Raw genomic sequence first — 24,070 nt, 5'->3', positions numbered from 1 at the left:
ACTAGCAAACATAGGGGGAAACTAACTGAAATTTAAAACTTCCGAAAATATCAAATGTTTTTCGTACAATCTATAAATTCCTTAACTAACATTAAGATCTTATCTTCATGCCCTCTGATTACCTCATTATTCCAATTGTCATCAGAATTTCCAGTAAGTTTAGCCATCCATTGCAGTTTTAGACTTTGGTTTCCGAATATCTTTTCCCATTGGCTATACTTGGCCTGCGGTCTAGAGTTCCCAAACTTCGAATTTTGACTGTCCGTGATAATACAAAGGTTTCCGAAAGAATGAAGCAGACTATCAGACATTCTTAACATCCCACTATCTTCAAAATTTGGATTCTGAGGATACCAATGTTCAACGGAACGACGATAAGTGAATCTAAAATTCCTTGAATCAAAAAAGTACTCCTGTAGATTATTTTGATTTTTCCATAAGACATAATCAACAAAATTGAAAGCATAGATAGGCATATTAGGGTAGCATCTAAATTTTTGACCATCTTCTGCAAATAACCGACCTTCAGCATATCGAACTGCCAACGCTTCTAGAAAATTTACAAACTGGTGTCCAAATGCTTCATCTTGCAAATGCTCAACATTCTCAAAGAGATAGGCCAAAGTCTCATATAGCCAACGACTATCTCGATTTGATGTAAAGGTCACTGCAAACATAGACTGAAGCATAATAATGGTATCATTCACTGCCTTATCTGAAAAAGTATTATTCTCAAAATGTTCTTCTACAAAGTAATCTGTATTTTTCCGATTGTCTCTTTGATATTCATAGTAAGTACCTTTGCTAAGAAACCAATCGTTTTTTGACCGCCTTGATGTATCTTCGCTTGCATTTCTAATGACATAGTTATCAAATAGGTGTCTAATACTTAATAAAGTTTCCGAGAAGTAAATGACCCAATCCCTTCCTTTTTCACTCACCGTAAAGACATCAAGTAGTTTCTTATCATCTAATTGAACATCTTGTGGGGAAATATTTTCAATAATAGAAACAGTATATAAGAGTAGCGTTTCAAAGTTAATAACGGTTGTATATTTTCCAGTTTCTTTGTCGTCTACGATGTCATCAAATACCAATGAACTTGAATCTTCTAGCGTATCTAATATACTTTTTTTTGAACTATTTCTGCTATCAACAAATTGATAGATATTGGCTAATTTATAATTTGAAAAATGCCAACCAAAAATGTTTTCTCTTTCTTTAAACGTTTCCTTTCTTTTCTTTCTCATTTGAAATGATTTAACTACCGGCTTCTCGAAGTCTGCACAGGCATCCCAGATTTTAGCAAACTTAACAGCTACATCATCGTCAAGCTTCGCCATCAATTGAGCCTTAATAATTTCATGAGCTTCCAATTGCTCTCCTCTTGAATTAAACCGCTCAAAATAAAGATTCAAATCTAAGTCCGTAGGTAGCATATTTCTAAAAATAATGACGTGTTGAAAGAGGTACTCAGCATATACCTTCACTTCCATTTTAAACTGTTCGGACAGAATTTTATTGAGTGCTAATTTGGTGTTTTGATAACCTCTAATAATCTCGTCCATATTCTCAAATTCTGCACTACTATTTTCAAATAACTGCTGCAAAGATACATTGGACTGCTTACGCGCTTCAAAATTTAAGAGTTTCAAGCCAGGAATCTGAATGTGATACTCATTTCTCAAAACCAATGCTAACAAAGTCAAAGCTGTTGTTCTCTGTTGCCCATCAATAATGTGGTACATATTTCCTTTTTGATGAACAACCAGTGTTCCGATATAATAATCAGGACGTTTTTCACGTTCCTTGTAGGCATCTGCGATGTCAATAAGCAATTGCTCAATCTCATCATATGTCCATGAAAAATTTCGCTGATAAAGAGGAACAATGTATTCATCTTCAGTCAGAAGTTTTGTAACTGTCAAAGTAGCTGTCTTAGTCATTTATTAAGTTCCTCTTCCTCAAGAATTTTCTCCAAGGTAAAATGTTCAAATTGATCACGATTGATTTTCTGCAAAAAATCGCTTGGTGTACTTGCATGATGTAATAGCTGAAATAATTTTTGAACTGTACGCCGTTGAAAAATTCCACCCGCAGCATAATTGGCTAAAGTGCTATCATAAATGGCACGCGCTTTTATACGTGGATAATAGGCCCATATAAAAATTGTTTCAACAATATCTTTATCTAAAGCTCCCTGACCAAACCTATCCACAAAAAGCAACACTAAATTATCGAATAAATTACGATTCCGGCTATAACGTTGTTTAGTAGAATGTAAAATCTTTAGCATTTTGGAGTCTAAACTGAGATTTTCAAACCAAGTCTCTCTATTTTGAATCATTTTATGCGACTGATTAATATAAGAGAAAAAGTACTCTCCATCAATAATTGGCATCATTAAAGAAATAGGATATTCAATATTTTGTTCTTTTAATAGTCTAAAGAGATTCAAATAAGGGTAATCGTTATGATGTAAACTGACACCTTTAAAATCATCGATAAAATCTTCTGTAAAGCGAAGGTATGAACCCTGACGGCGTTTGGTCAACCCAGTTTCACCAATTGACCACCGTCGCACTCTAAAAAGATATTGGTTAAATAAATCTTTTAAATTGACCTTTTCATCTGTAACGATTTTTTCCCAATTTTCGATCAAATCTTCACTGATTTCAGAGGCATTTCTCAAATGATAGGCTTTAAGCAGGTCGTGTGGCTCTAGAGCTTTTCCCCGATTATTTTGAGAATCAAAAAGTTGGAAAGCTTCAGATAATCGATTATGTGGCATTGTAATAACAGCAATTTCACAATTTTTAAGAAGAAAGTCACATACTTTTTGCGCCTTTTCGTCATCTAGATCAATCAGTATTTTCCACTCTTCAAAATTTTCCTTAGCATGTTGACACGAAACCACGTCAAATTTTTGATTTAGTAACTGCTGGGCACCGATATAGTCGTTCAACTTCCCTAAAGCCTGTAAAAATAATGCAACAGAAATAGTCCGCTGTTGTCCATCAACAATATCTAAAGTTTGTTTTTTATCGTGTAAAATAAGAGAACCAACTTGATAAACGTCCTTTTTAGAGTCTATAACTTCTTTGACATCATAGAATAAGTGGCGAATGTGTTTACGTTGCCATTTATAAGGGCGTTGATAATTTGGGATATGGAGCCTGTTATCCTTCAAAAGTTCCTCTAACGTCATATGCCTCAAAGTAATATCAGTCATTCTACTTATTCTCCTATTTTTTCTCTACACTTGCATTCGGAATCATTTTCGCATGCATTTCCGCAGCTGTTTTATCATAAAACGGTCCTGCAATGACATTCCCAAATTGATCTACTACAATCCATTCTTGCATTTACTTCTCCTCCTTTCAATTAAGAATTCAATATCTATTTGATACATTCATTCTAATACACAGGGTGGACGAATGTTGTCCTACCTTTCTAATTTTTATAGTTTTCTTGCATATTTTTGAGAAAATGTTTCATATCTTCTACAAGAGAACTTGGAAAAAGCACAGTTAGGGCATCAGCCTGACTCAACAACCAACGTTTTAAGCCTGGTGTGTCTTGACTGACAAATTCAATCACATTGCCTTCTGAGCTTGTTTCGATAATCTTTGCTGTCGGAAATTGATCCAAGACAATGGTTGGATCATAGCTAAATCTGACTCTTATGGTTAGTTCCCGTCCCATAAAAGAATCCACGCGCTTATTCCGTACTTCACCGTCTCGAAACTTTTTGCCATAAGAAATATCCGGTTTCTTCTCAGGCGAAACTTTCCACTCTAAAATCCGATCTAACTTTAAAGTCATATAGGAAGAATGTTTTAGATTATAAGCTACAAGGTAAAAGTAATGACTATCGTAATAGAGTGACACAGGAAAAACTGTGTGTTTCTTTTCTACATTGTAGGGAGATTGGTAGCGAATATCTAATACCAATTCCTTACGAATGGCCTCTGACCATTCCCAAATCTTATCAATCCTGTTTTGAGTATCTGAAAGCGGGGCATAGTTTAAGAGTTCACTGGCGATAATGGCAGAAATTTCTTTCTGCTCATCTTTCGATACTAGAGCAAATAAGCTATCTAAAACAGCCTTATTTTCTTCCTTATTCAAAGCCCGATTTTCTAGCAAAATTTTAGAAATGGTCAGAATTTCCTTTTTGTTAAAAAGAGACTTCCCTTTTAAGAAGCGAGTATGGTACTTGGGATCATAGGCTAACTCTGCTGCAATCATTGGCTGACTTTCGATAAATCCTCCTAGAAGAGCAAAATCTCTTTGAATAGTCTTCTCACTAACTCCAAATTCATCTGCCAATTGTGATTTTTTTAGATGCGCCCCTGATTGTAAGCGTAAAAATATTGTAAGTAATCTTTCCTGATCGTTCATAGAAACCTCAATTCTAAAAAGATTATAACACTCTTAACAAGTCAAATTCAATAAATTTCCTTGGTAAAGAATCTTGCTCAATGCGTCATTTGAATTATCAAACTCACAACCTGTTACCAGTAATTTTCCTCCTGTTTCTAGATAACTTTCCAAAATTCTTGCCAACTTCTTCTGAATCGCATCGGTACTATTATAAAATTCTTCAATATTTTCAATCATCACAACATCAAATTCTTCGAGAAAATGAACATTTTGTACTATTTCAATCGCTAGACTAACTCCAACTACTCTTTTCACTTTCCTATTCATCTCTCGATAGTAAAATTCTATATGGTCAACAAAGCTCCTTCTAATCTGATCAACATCTGAAATAATATATAAAAGTTGTCCGATATAGCTCTTTTGAGGGATCCCCAAAAAATCACTTACTTCACGATTGATACTGTCAAAAGAACTTCTCAACCTAGTATCTGAGTCCAAATTTCTGTATAGCAAATCGATAAATATTTCTAAAATTTCCATATCATTAAACACAGTGTTTTCTTTCAAGTCATTGTTATTCATATGCATTTCCTTTCTTCTATCCCTGTAATCCAAAACCTATTAATCGTTGAGTTGATTCCAACTCTGATAATTCTAGGATGGCGTTTTTAATATCAGCTTCTATTACGACATTCATCTCTGTTTCTTCTAAGGTTCTATTGCCTATCTTTTCCATCACTCGAGTCGCCTGTTGATACAAACAAGCTTCTATTAGTTTACGAACATAACGACCATTGCCAAAACGTTCGGTTGTTCCAACTTTTGAAAAATGCGAACACAATACCCTCTCACAACTAGATTCAAGAGAATAGTCTTTTTTACGCAACATCATTCTAAAAATTTCGTACAGTTCGTCCATAGAGTAATCTTCAAAATGAATGATGTTTGAGATTCGAGATTGTAATCCTAGATTCGTGTCTATAAAATTGTGCATCAAATCTTTATAACCAGCAAAAATAACAACTATCTCATTACGACGATTTTCCATTTCTTGAATAATGGTGGGTATAGCTTCATTAGCAAAATCTCTTTCACTCTGTGGAATCAGACTGTAAGCCTCATCGATAAACAGTACACCACCACTTGCACTATCAAACACCTTTTTTATTTTTGGTGCTGTTTGGCCAACATATTCTCCAATAAGATCTGCTCTTCCAACCTCTACTATCTTGTTTTCTGCGATCAATCCATGTTCATACAGGATTTCTGTATAAAGACGAGCTACCTCTGTCTTACCCGTCCCTGGATTTCCTGTGAATAACAAGTGCCCATTACTTTCTTCAACATGATAGCCTCTTTCTTTCCTCAGTTTCGATAGTTGTTCAAAAGCAACTTGTTGTCTGATTAATTTTTTTACAGATTGAAGACCAATCATTTGATTCAGCCTCTTCTCAGCTTGGCCACATTTACTTTTAGATTGTTCCTTTTGCAAACTAAAGTGACCCAGATCCAGCAATCCGTTTTCTTGACAATAATTGGTTGCCACCGCATATTCATGGATTCTCTGAACCATTCGTCGAATATCTTTTGCATTGATGAGATTTGAAGCCTTTTCTACATACTCCCTAACAATTTTCTTGTCTATACTAATTCGTCTTTTTGCTAATAGTTGAATAGCAATTTCAACCAGTTCGTCATTTGTATAAGGAGGAAACTCGATTCTATTTACATTATAGTATTCCTCCTGTAATTCCATTTCTATTTTTTTAGCTTCTTCAGTCGATTGAGCAATTAGAATACAAATATTATTCTCCTTCTTTGTATTGATATTAGCGAAAAGTTCTAATTTAGGACGAGCTCTTGCTTTTAAATAGTCATAAACAACTGGAAATTGTTTTTCTTCAGTCTTAGGAAGAAAGTATTCGCTACAATGAGTATCAACTGCTTTCAAGTCGAACAAGCGTTCTAAATATTGGAGGGCATATTTTCGTCCAGTCCCCTTTTGACCGTTGAAAATTAAGAAAAATGGCTCTTTCGTATGCGATCCTAAATAGTTTGATTGGTAGTCTAAATAGTTTATAAGATGCTGAATGCTATTTTTAAAGTCGCTGAGTCCAATCATATTTTCTGACAACACATCTGCATTCGGAGTAAGACCTTGCTTATCTTCCTTTGATTGCTTCAATAAGAAATAACCAAATTCTCCCAAATTTTCACGCCCAACTTTTTCAATAAAATCATTCTCGTTTAGTGAAGAATAGCCATCTAAATAGACATCCACTTTCCAAAGTGATTGAACCTTTTTTGCTATTTCTCGTTTTGTATTTGCAGCTCCCGTTACAATAAATAAATCTTCTTTTTCCTTCAAAAAATACATCCAATTATTTTCTTGTGTAAAAGATTCACTAGGTCGCTCTAGTTGCTGTACTTCTCCCATTAGTTTTATGTGATAATAGTTCATCTTTACCCCTCTATTCTGATATTCTCAATAAGAAGTATATAAAAATAGATGGACAAAATATGTCCATCTTTGCTTATTGTTAAACTTAAGTGTCATTCCGCCCTACTTTATTTTCAGTGCATCTTGGCTCAAGGGCAATACCACTGCTTAGAATTCCTTCAGTAAGACACAGACAGCACACTGTTCCGTTCATTCTCTCAGTAGAAGAAGACCTACATTAGATTTTCAAAAAATAAATATATCCAAACAACTCTCCCTACTCCACACTCTTAATCCGTTTCTTAATCTTCTGACCAAACTCCATCATTCTCCGCTTTTCCTCCGGCCAGATTTTGGTCACGCGGTCAACAGCAATTATGAAGATGATTACCGCAGCATAGTCCTTGGCTTTTTCAATCAGACCAACACTTTCAGCAACTACTAAAAGTAGATAGAATGTGAATAAAATAGTTCGTTTGGGTAATGCCATCAAAAACTCAATCCCTGCCTTATAGCCCAAATAAATCTGCCAATTAAGTCCTTTGGCCTTTTCCAAACGACGATTGAGAAAGGCACGAATCCGCTTGTAAAACCAATCCGAAGTCAGAAAAAGTGATTGGGCACCAATTACAATCAAAGAAACATTATTGGCATGTTCTTCCTTAAGCCCTAGCGCTCTAGTCACAACATAGGTCCAATCACCATTATCAATACAGATAAAAATAGTAAAGTAAACAACCGCTCCCGCTACTATAACAAGGGGAAGGGCACGGATATATTTCAACATATAATAACCTCTCTTGGACAAATCTTAGAACCTATATTCATAAACAAAGTGTTCTTATGCAAGACATCTTTTTTGCTCATCAAGGCAATTTTTTGAAGGAATACTTGACTCTATCACCATTTAGTTTCACTTTATTGCTTCGACGAGTAAAAAGCTCCTGTGGCTGTTTTCGCCTACCACCTAATTGGTCAGGAATCTCCTTTCCTTATCTCCACCTTCAAACACTCCAATGGAAGCGATGAACTGTGAACACAGGTTCTTATATATATTGTAATATGTTATACCAAGTACGGTCAAGCAGGGGCTAGAATTTCAGATATGACAACTGTACACCCTTAGCATTTTTTACTTACCCCAAAAAGGGGAGTGGGAAAGAACTCGACCAAGATAAAAAGAGTTCGTTTTCCCACCCCCGCACAGTTGATTAGACCAGATTTGGAGTGTAAAACACGAACAAATCTGCCAATCAACCACTGCGCTGAGATGTTGACACGAACTCTGAGTAGTGGTCCTGGGCTTTTTGCCCAGCCTTCTCTTTTCATCTAAGCAAACTAATAAAATAACTCTTATTTTTCCTCTTTTAACACCAGATTTAATACCAAGGCAGCCAAGGTCCCTGTTGAAATACCTGATGAGAAGACCATTTGAAGAGCTGATGGAAGATGACTCAATAATTCTGGACGAACGGTCACTCCAATCCCCAGCGCAAAGGCAATGGAAATAATCAAGAGCTCACGGTCACCAATTTTTACAGTTGCAAGAGTCTTAATCCCTTGGGCAGCAACCAAACCGAACATGATAATCCCAACACCACCAAGAACAGGCTGCGGCATGATGGAAATCAAAGCTGATAATTTTGGAAAGACGCCAAGTAGAGTCAAGATAATACCGGCTAAAATCATGACATGACGACTAGCAACTTTTGTCAAAGTAATGAGGCCAACGTTTTGTGAGAAGGCTGTATTTGGACCAGCACCAAAAATACCTGCAATCAAGGAACCAACTCCGTCTGCCAGAACACCATTTGCTGCCCGCTCAGAAGAAATCTTTTGATTTGAGGCTTCTCCAATGGCCATCATAATTCCCACCGTACCAATCAAAGATACGACATAGGCTGGAATGAAGGCTAGAATAGAAGATAGGTCAAATTTTACACCGTAATGGAAAATTTTAGGAAGAGCAAACCAGGCTGCTTCTCCTACAGCCGATAAATCAACTTTCCCAAGAAAAATACACAAGATATAACCAAAAACCATCCCAAAGAAGACAGAGGCTGTTTTCAGCATTCCTTTACCATAATGATTTAAAGCCAAAGTGAAGACCAAGACGATAAAGGCAATACTGATATTTTCAACTGAAGCATAGTCTGAAGCGCCAGCTCCACCAGCTGCCCAGTCCATACTAACTGGCATCAGGGTAATACCGATGAGGGATACAACAGTTCCTGTAATCAAAGGCGGAAAGAAGCGCATCAAGGGTTTGACAAAACGACTGAGAGCAATCTCTACAAATGAACCAGCAATGGTTGCTCCTACAATACCTGCAATCCCGAGCTGGCTACCAACACTGATAGCTGGATTGGCAAAGGTAAAGTCCGTCCCCATCATACCAGAGACACGTGAACCTACTGGCCCAACACCTTTAGATTGTAAAATGGTAGCAATACCAGCAACAAAGATAGAGGCTGATACCATAATAGAAGTATCTTCTACCGATAATCCCAAGGCACTTGCAACGATAAGAGGCACTGCGATGATTCCTGCAAAAGCTGCTAAAATATGCTGAAAAGCAAGCAAAACAGCCATCCCTTTTGGTGGTTGTTCATCAATTCCGTAAAGCATATCCGAAGAATGTTCGTTTGTTATTTTCTGAGACATGATTTCTCCTTCTTTATTCCTAAATATTGGTATTAGTCTAACAGAGAATATAATCATTTTCAATACATTTTGCTCCGATAAACACAGAACATTCGTATTTTGCAATGAATTTTGTCAATATATACAATATCTCAACACAAAAATTCGTTTATTGTTTTGATTTTAGCCAAAAAATGCTATAATACACAAAAGTATCATTTGGAGGAGAAGATAAGCATGAAAGCTTTGGAAGAACGCATTTTAAAAGATGGTCAGGTATTAGGAGAAAATATCTTAAAAGTTGACTCATTCTTGACCCATCAGGTTGATTTTCGCTTGATGAAAGAAATGGGGCAGGTCTTGGCAGAGGCCTATCGCTCTAAAGAAATTACCAAGGTTGTCACGATCGAAGCCTCGGGTATTGCACCAGCCGTCTATGTTGCAGAAAGCTTAGATGTGCCAATGATTTTTGCAAAAAAGCATAAAAATATTACTATGACCGAAGGCATTTTGACCGCTGAAGTCTATTCATTTACCAAGCAAGTTACTAGCACCGTTTCTATTGCTAGTAAGTTTTTGTCACCTGAGGACCGTGTTCTAATCGTTGATGACTTTTTGGCCAATGGACAAGCAGCAAAAGGCTTGATTGACATTATCCAACAGGCCGGGGCACAAGTAGCTGGGGTTGGTATCATCATCGAAAAGTCCTTCCAAGACGGTCGCCAGCTCTTACTGGATGCAGGTGTCCCGGTTACTTCTCTCGCTCGTATTGAAAAATTTCAAGATGGACAGGTTGTTTTTGCAGCTGCGGATATTTAAAAGGACTTGCTTCCAATCGGGAGCAAGTCTCTTCTATTTATCTATAATTCCACACCAAAGACTTCTAATTGCTTTAATTCGGCAGCAGTCAACCTGCGGTATTCTCCAAGCGCTAATTTTGGATCTAAGCTAAGAGGCCCCATGGTCAATCGTTGCAAGTCTGTCACGGTCTTGCCACAGGCCTGCACCATGCGTTTGACCTGGTGAAATTTCCCTTCTCGGATGGTGATGTCAACGAGCGAGGTCTGCTTAACTTCATCTGTAGAGAGGATGGTCAACTGGGCTGGCTGACAGGTAAAGTCTTTCAGTTCAATTCCTGCCGCAAATCGTTCGACATCCTCTTGGGTCATGATCCCGTCCACCTGTGCACGGTAGAGTTTATCAACATGTTTTTTCGGAGAAAGCATGACATGAGCCAGCTGACCGTTGTTGGTCAAGAGGAGCAAGCCATGGGTATCGATGTCCAAGCGTCCAACAGGAAAAACTTCCTTCAGGCGAGCTGTATCATCTAGCAGGTCCAAGACAGTCCGATGACGGTCATCCTCCGTGGCTGAAATCACACCCTTGGGCTTGTTTAACAGATAGTAAACAAAGGTTTCATGACTCAAGACCTGGCCCGCTACTGCAATCTGATCTGACTTTTCATTAATCTGCTGTTTTGGGGAGGTTTCTACTTGGCCGTTGACTGTGACTTGTTTGTTTTTCAGGAGTTTCTTGACTTCTGTCCGACTGCCAACACCGCAATCCACTAAAAATTTATCTAATCGCATACGACTTTCTTTTCCATTTTGATATATTCTGCTTGCTTTTCTATTTCTGTAAAACCAAGAGCATGAAAGAGTTTTTGGGCAACTTGATGAGAGCTAGCAACTGTCAGTTTGATACTAGCTGGCTGAACATGCTCTACTAAATAGTCTTCAATAGTCTGGTAGAAAGCTCTGCCATTTCCCTGACCTGTCAAAGAAGGTTTCATGCCCAAACGAATGTCAACTGTCTCGCAATCTTGGTCCATACAGAAATAGCCCATGAGTGCGGCATTGCGGATGACTGCAAAAAAGCGGTCCCCACGCGCCTCTGGTGAAATCATCTCAGCATAAGTCTCGGGGTTTGCACTAATTGTATAGGCATCCAAAGGTGGTTGATAGCGCCATTGGTTAGCAATTTCCAATGCCAGATCCTGGGGCAGGGGCATGATGTAAAAATAATCCATTCTTCGGAAATTTTTTGCTAAATTTTTAATCCGACGGTTTTGGGTGGCGTAACTATCTGTCTGATAGACATAATCCACATAGCCCAACTGATAGGAGGGAATCATGTCCTTAAAAATCAACTGAACATCCTCGGGAAAACGTAGTATTAATTCATTTAAGCGGTTATTTTCTAACATAAGAATATTATACCAAAAAGGAGCGGAAATCCGCTCCTACTTCTTCAGTTGTTTATAAATCAAGCCTGCGCTTATCAAGGCACAGCCGATGGCGTAAATACCAAAGGCACCTGTTGGGGTTGGGTTGAGTTTTTCCAGATAGGTCGGCAAGATAGCAGATGTCGCACCGCCGATATTGCAGCCCATAAGGACGATTGTCATGACCGCATTGAGCAAGGCCTTGGGTGCACGGTCTGTTACCTGACTAAAGACAATGGTTAGGATGATGCTGTAGAAAAATCCTGACACCATACCACCAAGTCCCAGCACCCAGAGATTATCCGCAAAGGCAATGCCGATAACCGCTAGTCCAAAGACCACGTAGGAAACAGCTAAAAGCCAACCCTTCAAACGACCAACCAGGCTACTAAAGACCGTCCCTGCCACAATCCCCATGACCTGCATAAGACTGAGAATGAGACTGGCTTGCTGAGCAGTACCGATGCCCTTGGCTAAAACAATCTGAGGAATACGAATGGTCAGGAAGGTATTGACGTTGATAACAAAGAAGGCTAAGAATGCCAGATAAATTCCCATCATCCACATGGTCTTGTCCAGTTTGACCTTGGGCGCATTCTCCTCAACCTTTACCTCCATGCGAGCCAGCAATTCCTCTTTGGGAACAAAGAGAAGGAAGAGAGCCAAGATGACCAAGGCAAAAAGGTAGACCAAGAAGGCAGGTTGCCAACCAAACTGGGTCAACCAACCGACAAGGAGGGTGAGCCCTGCACTTCCCAAAACCTCTGCTGAACCACGCAAGCCCATCATCTGCACCCGCTCCTGACCGGTGAAAAAATTACCGATGATATTAATAGCACGCGCATTGATTAAGCCAATCCCCAAACCAAGCAAGATGCGAGCCAATAAAATCAGAGGATAAGCAGTTAGAAACATGGGCAAAGCTCCGCCGATGGCCATAAGCAAAAGCCCTGCAATGATAATGTTTCGTTCAGACAAAAAACGGACAACTAGACCGTTTGCCAATAGAGTAACCATAATAGCAAAAGAGGTCACCGTAATTAAGTTTTCCACCTGGGCCGCTGCAATTCCCTGCTGAGCAAAATGCTCAATCATCTGTGGAATAGCTGGCGAGACAGCAAATGTCGAAACCAGCATGGTGGATAGGGCCAGCAAACTGGCTTTTTCTAAAATTCTTTTCATTTTTCTCCCTTTCAACGTTCGTCTTTTACTAGTATAACAGATTTGAAAGCGAATGGATAGAAAAGTCCGACTTTTATTCTCTCCCATTTCATGCTATACTTATCTTAACTATATTCAAAGGAGAGAATCATGTCTGTTATTGAACGATTGACAAAAGCTGCCCATTTGATTGACATGGATGACATCATCCGTGAAGGACATCCAACCCTACGCCAGGTCGCTGAAGAAGTTGCATTTCCACTATCTGATCAGGAAATTATTTTAGGCGAAAAAATGATGCAATTCCTCAAACATTCGCAGGATCCTGTCATGGCTGAAAAAATGAAACTCCGTGGCGGAGTTGGTCTAGCTGCACCTCAGATTGACGTTTCCAAACGCATCATTGCTGTCTTAGTCCCAAATCCAGAAGATGAGGAAGGCAATCCACCTGCCCAAGCCTACTCCCTCCAAGAGGTCATGTACAACCCTAAAATCGTGGCACATTCTGTCCAAGAAGCGGCTATGGAAGGGGGCGAGGGCTGCTTATCCGTTGACCGCGAAGTCCAAGGCTACGTAGTCCGCCACGCACGTGTGACTGTTGACTACATGGACAAAAATGGAGAAAAGCACCGTATCAAACTCAAGGGATTTAATGCCATCGTGGTCCAACACGAAATCGACCACCTCAACGGTGTCATGTTCTACGACCGCATTGACCCAGAACACCCATTTGCCGTTAAAGAAGGCATGTTGGTAATTGAATAAACATAAGAAACTGACTGAAAAATTTTCAGCCAGTTTTTCTTTTTTTATGAAAATAGCAAAGCTAACTGCCTAAAGACCTCCTGCCCATCCAAAATCAGGTCTTGAAAGAGGAGGTAGTCCAGCAGAGTCAGCAAACCAGCTAGTAGGATGAAAACCACTAAACGGTTTGAAAACCGAACTTGCAAAAGATGATTGAGACTGACTAGAACAATTTCCAAGACAAGCAAGCCAAGCACCATCCACAAGAGATAAGGAGCATTGGGCAGGAACCAAGCCCAGAGTTCTTGTCCTATCAGGAGTTCAAGAAAAATACCCCTCTCCGAATGGGAAAGCAAGATTAGGCCATCTTCCAGATAACCAAAACCACCAACCAGGCTGTTGATCAAGAATAAAGCAAGGAGAAAGAGTAGCGTAAAACCAAGTGCCTGGACCAGTCCCAGCAACCACTTGGTGAATAGAACCTGACGCAAATCCACAGGCTGGGTCTGATAGAGACGCCAGTTTTTTCCAGCAACTTCCACCGCCTTGCCCCGACTGCCAATCCCAACCGCCAGCAAGAGCACCACCAAATAGGTCGGACCATCAAAAAGAGAACGCAGGCTACCGATACCTGACAAATCTCTGGAACGGTCCCAAGAGGGATTATCTACTGGAACCAAGGCATCATTGGTATCAAAACGATTTTCCAAGCTGGTCAAAATGACATCCTTGCCCCGCTTAGTTGCTGGCACCCCAGCCTCCATCAGCTGCTGCCAGTAATACTGACTGACCTGATTGCGGGTCTGGTAACGGCGAAGATTGTCCACCGTCTGGCTGGCCCCAATATCCCCATTGGCAAAAGCCTTCTCCTCTCTGGCCCATAGATAGACCTGCTCTGCCTCCAGCATAGCAAGGTGACTGGCCGACAGAGCCTGAGGTTTTTCCTGATAAACCTGCCATTGCTTGACATAGAGGTCCTTATAGACACGATATTCTTGCAAGAGACCAAGCCTCAGCTCCAACTCTTCCTGATAGCTCGCGTCCTCTTTGACCAACTGCCTCAGACGGTTGATTTCCGACTGCAAAACCTCCACATATGCCCCATCCTGCTCATAGGACTGGGCAACCAACTCCATCGAAACCCTCTCCTCTTGGGCAACCTCTTGCTTTTCTAGTCCCGTCAGTAGGGAAAATAGCAGAGCTAAGAGCAAGTTTACTAAGACGAGCCCTTTCCAAGTCTTGAGCCGACTAAGGATGAGAACATCAAAAGACCAAACCTTGTCTAAAGAACCTGTGTCTAACTCCTTCTGATGCCCCACGGTCAGGACCAGCCTTTTCTTTTCTGTCAGCACATAATAAGCAAAGAAAATCCCAATGGTTAGCAGGAGGAAAACATCCACCTGTAAAAAGACCTGTGAAAATACGCCTGTGTCTAAAAAACTAGGAAAGGCCAGTAAGGGAAATACTTGCCCTGACCAACCAGCTACTGCACCAGCCTGATAGGAAAGCCCCAGAGCCAATAGTAGCCCCGTCACTCCAAAAATCAGCCGACTGGCTAACAAGTGGTCCAAAAATCCAAAAAGTAGGCGAATAGCTAGGAGTAAGATTAGCCAAAAACCAAGCAAGATAAGTCCGTAAAGCCAAGAGCCTATCAACTGACTCTGACCCAAAATCTCAACAGTGGCTTGAAAACTAGATACAGCCAACTGACCTGTCAGCCCATCATAGACCAGGATAAAAAGCAAACCTATCCCCACAGCCAGCAAAAGCGAAAGCAAGGAAGCAACCAAACGCCTCATCCCCTGCAAACTCAGACTATCCCATTGCCGCAATTGCCAAACTTGATGCGCAAGTGTCTTTTCTGACAGTTGATTGGCAAGTAGAAAACCAAGCACCAAAAATACAGGAAGAAAACCAAACAAACTTTCTAAGTAGGCTTGAACAATACGCCCTGTTGACCAAGCCTTGTTTTCAGGACCATCAGGCAATTGGTAGGCAAGCAACCAGTCATTCCATCTGGCCAAACGTTCGACCTCACTAAGCGTCAAGGATTGTCGCGTTTGAAAAAGCTGTCGATTGCGACTGATAAAATAGTCCAAATCCTGATACATGAGTTTGCGGTAGTTGGGTATCAGTTCAAACTTCCCCTCATCCAAGGCCTGACTGATACTTTCAATATCGGATTTCAATCCCACCATCCGCGGTGCTTCTTCTGACTCCTCCTCAATTTTTATATCTGCCAAGACACTAGCTAATTCACTCAATTCTTTTTTATAGGTTTCCACATAGGTCGCTTGGTGGACTTGGCGCTGAGAAATAGGAAGGTAGGCCAGACCTAGAAAACCCAGCAAGAGCAGGCAGTAAAGAGGCGACCAGAGGATTTTCTTGATTTCAAAGTTCAGCCTCATGTCTACTCACCACCTTCCTCCACGTAGAGATCACGATAGAGGGATTCCATATAGTCGCTGGCTTTTGTAAGACCAGCCACCTGCTGGATTGGAATACGATCCAAACAATCCAGTAAATCTCTCTCAGGCAAGAAGATTTCCACCAGACCCTGCTCTGCCTTTTTCCACAAGAGTTGAGGATAATCCCGTAAAAATTCCTGAACCTGCTTGGAGTTTTCCACAGCAAGATGGTAATCATAATCAGCCGTCAACTCCACTTCTGTGGCAATCAACTTGCTGGCCTTGAGGAAATAAACCTGATTAGTCAGCTTCTCAATCTCCGACAGATGGTGTGAAGAAAGCAAAATGGCAACCCCTTCTGCTTGTAGGTTTAGAAGAAATTCCCGCTGTTGAATGATATTGGTCGGATCCAAGCCGATATGGGGCTCATCCAGCAACAAGAGCTTGGGCTTGGGAAGGACAGCCATGGCAAAGAGCAACTTCTGCTTCATACCCATGGAATAGCCAGCCACCCGCTTTTTGACATAGTAGCCCATCCCCAATTCTTCCACCAGCCCATCCACTTCCTTTTTCCCCAGCTTGTGGGTGGCAGCCACATAGGTCAGATGGTCATAACCCGTCAACTGTGGATAAAGGGCTTGGGCATCCAACATGACAGACATATCTTGAAAAATCGCTCGGTCACTATTGGGACGACCATTGATGGTTACCGACCCACGGTCAGCGGTTTCTGTGTTGCTGATGATATTCAACAGAGTGGATTTTCCCACACCATTGGGACCCACAAGAGCCACCAAGTCCCCCGCTTGCAACTCAAAGGACACATAGGACAAGACCTGGTGGGCACCGTATCGCTTGCAGACATCACGAACATTTAGCATAGAAACTCCTTTCTTGGAGAAATGGCAGAGCGGTGTAGCAGACTTTCATCAGCTTAGTTAGCTAGACTACTTCTTGAGAGCCTTGTATAGCAGATAAAGCCCCATAAGAAAACCTAGACTAGCAGCAGGTTTTAAAAATAGCACATGAATAAATGAATGTAGCCAGAGCCAAATCTCTCTATCTACAATCTGAATCGGGTCCATATGAAATAATAGGACACTACACGAAAGAACAATAACTGCACTTAAAAATAAGGTGTTTTTATCAAGCTGTTTCATTAGGTTACTCCTTTTATCAGCCTATTTTCTATATATAAAAAACAATATTTCCACATTATTATGATATACTATTTTTATAAAGTTTATTTATTTTGTTGCAAATAATCACATTTTTTGAAGGAGTTTGAACATGAGATGGGATTACGGAAGTGTTTATAAGAGCATTCGGAAAAGCAAACGTTTGAGCCAAGAGCAAGTATGTGGGGATTATATCAATCGAACGACCTTGTCACGTTTCGAGAAAAATCAGAACATTCCTAGCTATGAGCTCATGCGGTTCTTGCTCAAGCAAGTTGATATGACCTTCGAGGAGTTTGAATACCTCTGTAACTACTACCAGCCCAGCCAACGCCAACAACTGCTCTATGATATAGATAATCTCAGAAATCCGACCACGAAGACCATGGAGGATTTGATAAAGCGTTGCCAGGACCATTTGAAAAAAGAACCCAATGATATTCCTATTCACAGAAAGTGCCTCCTCCTGGAGACCGTTGTAGCTGTCCGAAAAAGTTCTTCTATCACCCAGCTTTCCGACGAAGCTGAAACCCTGTCCAAACTCCTCTGGTCAGAATTGGAACGATATGATAACTGGTACCATAACGATATTATCTTAGTAGGTACTCTTCTGTCCAAGATTTCTTCACTTGATAGCCTTGAAGAAACTGCCAATCTTCTTCTAAAACGATTGGAAAAATACAAGGATTACAAGCGAATCCAGCCCACCATACTGTCATACTATCAGTCTCTTTCTTATTTTTTCTTGGAACAAAGACAGTACAACAAGTCTACTTTTTTTGCCACCAAACTCATGGACCTAGCCAAGCAAGAAAAACGCTATGACCAACTAGCCCGTGCCTATGTCTATCTAGGCATAGCCCAAAACAAGCAAGAACTGGTGGAAAAAGGATTACAAATCTTGGAACTGACAGACGAGAAAAGGCTAGTCGACAACCTCAAAAAACTTATCAAACAGCACCAAACTGACTGAATTTCGGTCAGTTTTTTATGTACGAAAAAACGACCCTTTCGGATCGTTCCTATTTATAGTTTATAGTCTTCAGTTTGCTTTTAGTACTAGCTCTAACTGTCTGGGAGACAGTTAGAGGTTGGAAATAGCACTTGCGGAGCAAGTCACCTCTGCAGAGTACAGCGAGGCGAGTTCTCTAATGATGAAATTATTTGAAGTTGGAAATAAGGAAACGGAGTTTCCTCGTTCGTCGACGTAATAAAAGATAAACTAAATGACGATATCTTAGTAATATTCCCCTTGTCTGTAGTCCCAAGAGTTGAAATGGTCAGACAAGTGCATCATGATTTTATCAATGTCCAGACCCTTACGGATGACAACTGGGCATGGGCTGATAGAACGGCTATCCGCGCCTTGTTCTGGAATGAGTTTACCATCTTTGTCTACCATAGACACCATAACGCCTTGCTCATAGCGGGTTTCAATGGTCTTGTCTGGCTGGATAGATGCCACATAGTCATCCGCCTCGATAATCAAATCCACCTTAGAAGCGATACGCTCACCGATACCTTCTACCTTGCCACGATTTCCCTTACCTGACGGGTTAGCAGATGAAGCGTAGACCATACGGCCTTCTTTTTCCCACATTTCCTTGGCAATCTGCTCGCCAGCCACACCAAACTTGATAACAAAGCATGAAGTACCACGCACGTCGGTCATCAACTCCTCACGACCATCGCCATAAGCCTGCAACTTAGCATAAGCCTCTGGTTTCCAAGGCAGGATACAACCCAACAAAATGTCCTCATCCCAATGTTTTTGGTAGAAGGCATCAATCTCAGGAGTCAACTGAGCCAACTCACGAAGCTCCTCCATGCTACCACAAAGGACCACGCCCGGCTTATTACGCTTACGCTCTTTGGCATCAAACTTACGCTCCAAGCCAGCCTTGTCGGCAGTCATGATAATATAACCAACCTTAGTCGGACAGACAATCACGCCTCCCTCACCTTTGATAATGTCAAAACCTTCTTGTGAAAGTGCGCCATCCCAGTGAATTTGTTTCGTCATAATAATTTCCTCTTTTCTTTTGTTCCATAGCAGAGCAATCTGCTTGTTTTCTAATATATATTTTATTCTTGCCAGTAGCTTGGGCGACTGCCCTCATACTCAGTAATCAAATCCTGATACTGTAAGGTAATACCGATATCGTCTAAGCCATTGAGCAACTTGTGTTTCCAGTCCTGTTCGATATCAAATGGGAATTCCCCAAAAGGCGTCCGTATCAACTGATCTGCCAAGTCAACCGTGATTTCTTGGTCAGGAGCCAGCTGAGCTAGTTGGTCCCTGACTTCTTTGGGCTGGATAATGGGCAGAATCCCATTGTTCAAGTCATTGTTGTAATGAATATCTCCAAAGGAGCCTGCAATGATGACCTTGAAGCCATAATCTGCCAGAGCCCAAGCAGCGTGTTCCCTAGAAGAACCTGCTCCGAAGTTATCCCCAGATATGAGGATACTAGCGCCTTGATACTCAGGCTGATTGAGAATGAAATCAGGATTGTCCGTGTAGTTATCATCCAAGTACCGCCAAGCATATAGCAGATATTTGCCAAATCCCTTTTTGTCAATCAGCTTGAGAAATTGCTTGGGCAGGAGTTGGTCGGTGTCAATATTATCATTCATGAGTGAAACAGTTGTCCCAGTCCATGTGGTAAATTGGTGCATTAGACGTCCTCCTTGAAAATGTCTAGCTTTCTGGTATCGACAAATCGTCCATAAAGCGCAGCTGCGGCAGCCATCGCAGGACTACACAAGTGGGTCTTGGCCCCAAAGCCCTGTCGGTCTTCAAAGTTTCGATTACTTGTGGAGGCGCAGTGGACACCCGCAGGGACCTTGTCTGGATTCATACCCAGACACATGGAGCAACCGGGATCCCGCCACTCAAAACCAGCCTCCATAAAAATCTTGTCTAGACCAAGCTTTTCTGCAGCTCGCTTGACAGGGCGACTGCCTGGTACGACAATAGCCGTAACCTGCTCTGCTATTTTCCGCCCCTTAACAATCCTAGCTGCCAGCTGCAAATCGCTGAGGCGAGCATTGGTACAAGAGCCCAGGAAGACATAGCCGATGGGAATGTCCGCAGCCTTTTGGCCTGGAGCCAAATCCATGTAGGCGTAGGCCCGCTCGTCGTTGTGGTCACGGATAGTTGGAAAGCTTTCATCGAAGCTCACCCCCATAGCAGGTGTGGTTCCCCAAGTCACCATGGGAGCCAAATCGGTCACATCAAGAATTAGGTGCTTGTCATAGACCGTGTCCGCATCCGAGTAGAGCTCCTTCCAGTCTGCCACCGCCGCATCGAAGTCCGCTGGTGCACACTCCCGACCCCGCAGGTAGTCAAAAGTGGTCTGGTCTGGAGCCATAATGCCCATCTTAGAGCCGAACTCAATGGACATATTGCAAATGGTCATCCGCTCTTCCATGCTGAGTCGGTCGATGACGAGTCCTGCGAACTCGACCACATGACCCAAACCACAATCTACGCCGTAGCGGGCAATCAGAGCCAGGATAAAATCCTTGGCATAGACACCTCTTTGCGCCTGACCGACAAACTCTACTAGGAGTCGCTTAGGTTTGACCTGCCAAATGGTCTGGGTAGCGAGAACGTGCTCCACTTCAGAAGTACCAATCCCAAAGGCAATAGCCCCAAAGGCTCCGTGAGTCGCTGTATGGCTATCTCCGCAGACAATGAACTTACCTGGCTGGGTCTTGCCTGTTTCTGGTCCAACCATGTGGACAATCCCCTGATGTTCCGAACCGTGGGCTGCGTGGGGAATGCCGAAATCTTCTATATTCTTAGCCAAGGCATCCATCTGAGCCTTGGAAATGACATCACGGATATTGTGAATATCAACGGTTGGCACGTTGTGGTCAAAAGTCGCAAAGGTCAAGTCTGGGCGCCGAACAGATCGCCCTGTATCCCTCAATCCTTGAAAGGCCTGGGGACTGGTCACCTCGTGGACATAATGTTGATCAACATAGAGGAGCTGAGGCTGACCTTCCTGCCCTGTAATCACATGGCGGTCCCAGAGCTTATCGAAAATGGATTTGCCACTCATATCTACCCACCTCCAATCTGGGCAATAATGGCCTCTGTCATTTCTTTGGTAGTGGCAGTGCCACCTAGATCTTTAGTGAAAATCCCCTGTGAAAAGACCGCTTCAACTGCCTGGCGAATGGTCTGACCTGCTTGGACCAAATCAAAACTTTCTTCCAGCATCATGGCAACAGATAGAATCATACTGACAGGATTGGCAATGCCCTGACCGGCAATATCCGGTGCCGAACCATGGATAGGTTCGTAGAGACTGGGACCTGCCACCGCATGACTAGCAGAAGGCAGAACCCCCAACGTTCCTGTCAGTACACTGGCCTCATCCGACAAGATATCCCCGAAGAGATTTTCCGTCACCAAGACGTCAAATCGACTAGGATTGGTAATCAAGAGCATGGCTGCGCTATCCACCAACTGGTGCTCCAAGACCACATCTGGGTAGTCCTTAGCCACCTCATCCGCTACCTTACGCCATAATTTTGACGTCGCCAGTACATTTTGTTTATCAATGCTGGTGACTTTTTTTCGTCTTTTTTGGGCTAGGTCAAAGGCAGAGCGGACAACCCGTTCAATCTCTTCTACCTGATAGGTATTGCTATCGCTGGCTTGGTCTGTTTCCAGAATATGCTCTCCAAAATAAATCCCACCTGTCAACTCCCTTACCATGACCAAATCCACACCATCCAGCCGGTCGGCCTTCAGAGGAGAATAGTCTTTCAGGCTATCAAAAATTTTCACCGGACGGATATTGGCAAAGAGACCCAATTCCTTCCGAAGTTGAAGAAGACCTTGTTCTGGACGGACCGCCGCATCATCATATTGAGGGCTACCGATTGCTGCTAACAAAATCGCATCCGCCTGCCGGCAGGCTTGCAAGGTAGCATCTGGTAGAGGATGGCCAGCCGCATCAATCCCAGCGCCACCAAAAGCTCTCTCCTCAATCTCATAATCAAATCCTACTTGCCCAGCCACAGCCTCGAGAACTGCTAGGCCAGCCTCCATGATTTCAGGACCGATTCCATCACCAGCCAAGGCTACAATTTTTTTCGTCATACTTCCTCCTAGATGTGTGGCATGTCCTTCTCAGATAGTTTCTTATCTATCTGTCCACTATTTTCTTTTTGCACCATGACATTAGCATGGATATAGGCAATGGCAGAAGCCTTCACCACGTCAAAGTCAATACCAGAGGCATTAAAGATTGTTTCCGTTGCCTTGTTTTCTACAGCAACCAGTACACGAGCTTGAGCATCGATACCATCGGTAATAGCGTCGATATGGTAGCGTTCCAAGCTGATTTCCTGCTGGAAGAATTGGTCAATAGCATTAAAGACAGCCTCAACCGAACCCTTGCCTGATTCCACAACGACCACTTCTTCCTCATCCTGATTGATAAAGATGACCTGAGCCTGAATACTTCCGTCAGACTGACTATCCAAACGCAAATCTTTAAATTGGAAACCATCACGATTGCTGATTTCTGTCCCTGCTACCAAGGCACGAATATCCGCATCCGTAATCTTTTCCTTCTTGTCTGCCAGGTTTTTGAAACGAGCAAACAAGCTAGCAACGTCTCCTTCTTCAAAATACAGGTCTAGTTCTTTCAGCTTTTCTACAAAGGCATGGCGACCAGATAGTTTACCCAGTGGCAGAGAATTTTTCTTGACCCCTACCAACTCAGGTGTAATGATTTCATAGGTCAATGGATTTTTCAAGACACCATCTTGGTGAATTCCTGACTCGTGAGAGAAGGCATTGCCACCGACAACCGCCTTATTGCGTGGAATGGCAATCCCAGAAAAGCGAGATACTAATTCCGAAGTATTGAGCGTTTCCTTAAGAACAATCGGACTAGTCACATCATAGAAATCTTTCCGAATTTCAAGGGCAACTGCTACTTCTTCAAGGGCCGCATTCCCTGCTCGCTCCCCGATACCGTTGATAGTTCCCTCGACACGACCGGCACCGTTTTTAATGGCCGATAGGGTATTGGCAACAGCCATACCTAGGTCATTATGGCAATGCGGACTGAAAATAATCTCACGGTCCGATTTGACATTTGTCGTCAAGTAACGGAAAATTTCTCCGTAGTGCTGAGGAGTCGTAAAGCCGACTGTATCTGGAATATTGATGTAGGTCGCACCAGCATCTACCGCTGTCTGCACCACTTCTAGCAAATAATCCAACTCCGTCCGCGTCGCATCCTCTGGCGAGAACTCGACCACCTCAAAACGCTCACGCGCATAGCTGACATGTTCAGTGATTTGCGCCAAAATTTCTTCTTTGGTCTTTTGAAGTTTAAATTCACGGTGAATCGGACTGGTAGCAATGAAAACATGAATCTGCGGATACTTGGCATCTTTCAGAGCCTCATAACAAGCATCAATGTCCGACTTAACAGACCGTGCCAAACCCGTCACAGCTGTCTTGGTCATCGCTGCCGCAATCTGACGAACCGCTTCAAACGAATCAGGACTGGCCGCTGGGAAACCCGCTTCAATAGCAGAAATCCCCCATTTTTCCAACTGCTTGGCGATGGTCACTTTTTCTTTAATCGAAAAATTCACACCCGGCGTCTGTTCACCATCTCGTAAAGTCGTATCTAAAAATTCAATCACACGCATAAGAATACCTTTCTAAACAATACAAACTTTAAATGACATTAGGTTCTCTTTCTTAGTTTTCAAAGTATACTAAGAAAAAGAAAACACCTCGAGGACTATTACCTGCGAGATGTTGTCAACAGCGCCCGCTTGGTAAGCCAAACAGGACTAATGCATTCTTTCAGCACTAGCCCGACCGTCGCAACAACAAAGCAAA

Annotated in this window: 21 protein-coding genes; 3 read left to right on the top strand and 18 right to left on the bottom strand. The window is 42.1% G+C overall.

Annotated elements, in window-relative coordinates; all coding sequences use genetic code 11:
• Positions 1-50: 50 nt before the first annotated feature.
• The 7 genes from ODU41_RS00455 to ODU41_RS00425 form a co-directional block, all read right to left on the bottom strand.
• Positions 51-1,946, bottom strand: a complete 1,896-nt coding sequence (locus ODU41_RS00455) for a DUF262 domain-containing protein (protein ID WP_044673271.1) — start codon at positions 1,944-1,946, stop codon at positions 51-53.
• Positions 1,943-3,232 carry a DUF262 domain-containing protein gene (locus ODU41_RS00450; RefSeq protein ID WP_105183606.1) on the bottom strand — a complete coding sequence of 430 codons (1,290 nt, stop codon included), beginning with the start codon at positions 3,230-3,232 and terminating at the stop codon, positions 1,943-1,945. The genes ODU41_RS00455 and ODU41_RS00450 overlap by 4 nt, the downstream gene beginning before the upstream one ends.
• 221 nt (positions 3,233-3,453) lie before the next feature.
• Complete coding sequence (locus ODU41_RS00445; protein ID WP_044673275.1) at positions 3,454-4,404, bottom strand: YafY family protein; 951 nt, start codon at positions 4,402-4,404, stop codon at positions 3,454-3,456.
• A 33-nt stretch (positions 4,405-4,437) separates the two neighbouring features.
• Positions 4,438-4,968 (bottom strand): hypothetical protein, encoded by a 531-nt coding sequence (locus tag ODU41_RS00440; RefSeq protein WP_024407948.1) that lies wholly within the window; start codon positions 4,966-4,968, stop codon positions 4,438-4,440.
• A gap of 16 nt (positions 4,969-4,984) precedes the next feature.
• A complete protein-coding gene (locus ODU41_RS00435) occupies positions 4,985-6,847 on the bottom strand; it encodes an AAA family ATPase (protein WP_398578533.1) in 1,863 nt (620 codons plus the stop codon).
• Positions 6,848-7,103: 256 nt separating this feature from the next.
• Entirely contained in the window at positions 7,104-7,613 is a 510-nt protein-coding gene (locus ODU41_RS00430) for a hypothetical protein (RefSeq protein WP_029171081.1), read from the bottom strand.
• Positions 7,614-8,179: 566 nt separating this feature from the next.
• Positions 8,180-9,490, bottom strand: a complete 1,311-nt coding sequence (locus ODU41_RS00425; RefSeq protein WP_398578532.1) for a nucleobase:cation symporter-2 family protein — start codon at positions 9,488-9,490, stop codon at positions 8,180-8,182.
• 216 nt (positions 9,491-9,706) lie between these two features.
• On the opposite strand from ODU41_RS00425, the gene ODU41_RS00420 reads away from it, so the two are divergent.
• Positions 9,707-10,288: a xanthine phosphoribosyltransferase gene (locus ODU41_RS00420; protein WP_398578531.1), complete on the top strand. Its 582-nt coding sequence runs from the start codon at positions 9,707-9,709 to the stop codon at positions 10,286-10,288.
• A 41-nt stretch (positions 10,289-10,329) separates the two neighbouring features.
• On the opposite strand, the gene ODU41_RS00415 is transcribed toward ODU41_RS00420, so the two are convergent.
• From ODU41_RS00415 to ODU41_RS00405, 3 genes are read right to left on the bottom strand one after another with little or no spacing between them, the layout of a single operon-like run.
• A complete protein-coding gene (locus tag ODU41_RS00415) occupies positions 10,330-11,058 on the bottom strand; it encodes a pseudouridine synthase (RefSeq protein ID WP_105115511.1) in 729 nt (242 codons plus the stop codon).
• Entirely contained in the window at positions 11,049-11,675 is a 627-nt protein-coding gene (locus ODU41_RS00410; RefSeq protein ID WP_238139233.1) for a GNAT family N-acetyltransferase, read from the bottom strand. The genes ODU41_RS00415 and ODU41_RS00410 overlap by 10 nt, the downstream gene beginning before the upstream one ends.
• A 36-nt stretch (positions 11,676-11,711) precedes the next feature.
• Positions 11,712-12,875 carry an MFS transporter gene (locus tag ODU41_RS00405; RefSeq protein ID WP_015647422.1) on the bottom strand — a complete coding sequence of 388 codons (1,164 nt, stop codon included), beginning with the start codon at positions 12,873-12,875 and terminating at the stop codon, positions 11,712-11,714.
• Positions 12,876-13,004: 129 nt separating this feature from the next.
• Here ODU41_RS00405 and def point away from each other — a divergent pair, with 129 nt between their 5' ends.
• On the top strand, positions 13,005-13,619 hold the full coding sequence (def, locus tag ODU41_RS00400) for a peptide deformylase (protein WP_002938371.1): 615 nt from the start codon (positions 13,005-13,007) through the stop codon (positions 13,617-13,619).
• A gap of 44 nt (positions 13,620-13,663) precedes the next feature.
• On the opposite strand, the gene ODU41_RS00395 is transcribed toward def, so the two are convergent.
• The 3 genes from ODU41_RS00395 to ODU41_RS00385 form a co-directional block, all read right to left on the bottom strand.
• Complete coding sequence (locus tag ODU41_RS00395; protein WP_398578530.1) at positions 13,664-16,006, bottom strand: hypothetical protein; 2,343 nt, start codon at positions 16,004-16,006, stop codon at positions 13,664-13,666.
• A gap of 2 nt (positions 16,007-16,008) precedes the next feature.
• Positions 16,009-16,887 (bottom strand): ABC transporter ATP-binding protein, encoded by an 879-nt coding sequence (locus tag ODU41_RS00390; protein ID WP_141587526.1) that lies wholly within the window; start codon positions 16,885-16,887, stop codon positions 16,009-16,011.
• Positions 16,888-16,953: 66 nt separating this feature from the next.
• Complete coding sequence (locus tag ODU41_RS00385) at positions 16,954-17,166, bottom strand: hypothetical protein (protein ID WP_024379133.1); 213 nt, start codon at positions 17,164-17,166, stop codon at positions 16,954-16,956.
• Positions 17,167-17,296: 130 nt separating this feature from the next.
• Here ODU41_RS00385 and ODU41_RS00380 point away from each other — a divergent pair, with 130 nt between their 5' ends.
• Positions 17,297-18,157, top strand: a complete 861-nt coding sequence (locus ODU41_RS00380) for a helix-turn-helix domain-containing protein (RefSeq protein ID WP_398578529.1) — start codon at positions 17,297-17,299, stop codon at positions 18,155-18,157.
• Between the two features lie 264 nt (positions 18,158-18,421).
• Here the strand turns inward: ODU41_RS00380 and ODU41_RS00375 are convergent, their stop codons facing one another.
• From ODU41_RS00375 to ODU41_RS00355, 5 genes are all read right to left on the bottom strand, one after another.
• Positions 18,422-19,207 (bottom strand): L-threonylcarbamoyladenylate synthase, encoded by a 786-nt coding sequence (locus ODU41_RS00375; RefSeq protein WP_014638675.1) that lies wholly within the window; start codon positions 19,205-19,207, stop codon positions 18,422-18,424.
• A 62-nt stretch (positions 19,208-19,269) separates the two neighbouring features.
• Positions 19,270-19,863: a 3-isopropylmalate dehydratase small subunit gene (leuD, locus tag ODU41_RS00370; RefSeq protein ID WP_398578528.1), complete on the bottom strand. Its 594-nt coding sequence runs from the start codon at positions 19,861-19,863 to the stop codon at positions 19,270-19,272.
• On the bottom strand, positions 19,863-21,254 hold the full coding sequence (gene leuC / locus ODU41_RS00365; RefSeq protein WP_398578527.1) for a 3-isopropylmalate dehydratase large subunit: 1,392 nt from the start codon (positions 21,252-21,254) through the stop codon (positions 19,863-19,865). The genes leuD and leuC overlap by 1 nt, the downstream gene beginning before the upstream one ends.
• A gap of 2 nt (positions 21,255-21,256) precedes the next feature.
• Positions 21,257-22,303 (bottom strand): 3-isopropylmalate dehydrogenase, encoded by a 1,047-nt coding sequence (gene leuB / locus ODU41_RS00360; RefSeq protein WP_398578526.1) that lies wholly within the window; start codon positions 22,301-22,303, stop codon positions 21,257-21,259.
• An 8-nt stretch (positions 22,304-22,311) separates the two neighbouring features.
• Positions 22,312-23,874 carry a 2-isopropylmalate synthase gene (locus ODU41_RS00355; RefSeq protein ID WP_398578525.1) on the bottom strand — a complete coding sequence of 521 codons (1,563 nt, stop codon included), beginning with the start codon at positions 23,872-23,874 and terminating at the stop codon, positions 22,312-22,314.
• Positions 23,875-24,070: the final 196 nt, after the last annotated feature.

The sequence above is a fragment of the Streptococcus sp. 2022WUSS083 genome (genome assembly GCF_044427155.1).
In the GTDB taxonomy this organism is placed as follows: domain Bacteria; phylum Bacillota; class Bacilli; order Lactobacillales; family Streptococcaceae; genus Streptococcus; species Streptococcus hashimotonensis.
Note: the sequence above shows the minus strand (reverse complement) of the source record. Positions and strands in the feature narration are given on the sequence as shown.

Coding starts and splice junctions, on each gene's coding strand:
- leuD (WP_398578528.1), bottom strand. CDS start 19,863: ATGCACCAATTTACCACATGGACTGGGACAACTGTTTCACTCATGAAT.
- ODU41_RS00450 (WP_105183606.1), bottom strand. CDS start 3,232: ATGACTGATATTACTTTGAGGCATATGACGTTAGAGGAACTTTTGAAG.
- ODU41_RS00390 (WP_141587526.1), bottom strand. CDS start 16,887: ATGCTAAATGTTCGTGATGTCTGCAAGCGATACGGTGCCCACCAGGTC.
- ODU41_RS00420 (WP_398578531.1), top strand. CDS start 9,707: ATGAAAGCTTTGGAAGAACGCATTTTAAAAGATGGTCAGGTATTAGGA.
- ODU41_RS00375 (WP_014638675.1), bottom strand. CDS start 19,207: ATGACGAAACAAATTCACTGGGATGGCGCACTTTCACAAGAAGGTTTT.
- ODU41_RS00455 (WP_044673271.1), bottom strand. CDS start 1,946: ATGACTAAGACAGCTACTTTGACAGTTACAAAACTTCTGACTGAAGAT.
- ODU41_RS00415 (WP_105115511.1), bottom strand. CDS start 11,058: ATGCGATTAGATAAATTTTTAGTGGATTGCGGTGTTGGCAGTCGGACA.
- def (WP_002938371.1), top strand. CDS start 13,005: ATGTCTGTTATTGAACGATTGACAAAAGCTGCCCATTTGATTGACATG.
- ODU41_RS00405 (WP_015647422.1), bottom strand. CDS start 12,875: ATGAAAAGAATTTTAGAAAAAGCCAGTTTGCTGGCCCTATCCACCATG.
- ODU41_RS00410 (WP_238139233.1), bottom strand. CDS start 11,675: ATGTTAGAAAATAACCGCTTAAATGAATTAATACTACGTTTTCCCGAG.
- ODU41_RS00395 (WP_398578530.1), bottom strand. CDS start 16,006: ATGAGGCTGAACTTTGAAATCAAGAAAATCCTCTGGTCGCCTCTTTAC.
- ODU41_RS00430 (WP_029171081.1), bottom strand. CDS start 7,613: ATGTTGAAATATATCCGTGCCCTTCCCCTTGTTATAGTAGCGGGAGCG.
- ODU41_RS00355 (WP_398578525.1), bottom strand. CDS start 23,874: ATGCGTGTGATTGAATTTTTAGATACGACTTTACGAGATGGTGAACAG.
- ODU41_RS00445 (WP_044673275.1), bottom strand. CDS start 4,404: ATGAACGATCAGGAAAGATTACTTACAATATTTTTACGCTTACAATCA.
- leuB (WP_398578526.1), bottom strand. CDS start 22,303: ATGACGAAAAAAATTGTAGCCTTGGCTGGTGATGGAATCGGTCCTGAA.
- ODU41_RS00425 (WP_398578532.1), bottom strand. CDS start 9,490: ATGTCTCAGAAAATAACAAACGAACATTCTTCGGATATGCTTTACGGA.
- ODU41_RS00440 (WP_024407948.1), bottom strand. CDS start 4,968: ATGAATAACAATGACTTGAAAGAAAACACTGTGTTTAATGATATGGAA.
- ODU41_RS00385 (WP_024379133.1), bottom strand. CDS start 17,166: ATGAAACAGCTTGATAAAAACACCTTATTTTTAAGTGCAGTTATTGTT.
- leuC (WP_398578527.1), bottom strand. CDS start 21,254: ATGAGTGGCAAATCCATTTTCGATAAGCTCTGGGACCGCCATGTGATT.
- ODU41_RS00435 (WP_398578533.1), bottom strand. CDS start 6,847: ATGAACTATTATCACATAAAACTAATGGGAGAAGTACAGCAACTAGAG.
- ODU41_RS00380 (WP_398578529.1), top strand. CDS start 17,297: ATGAGATGGGATTACGGAAGTGTTTATAAGAGCATTCGGAAAAGCAAA.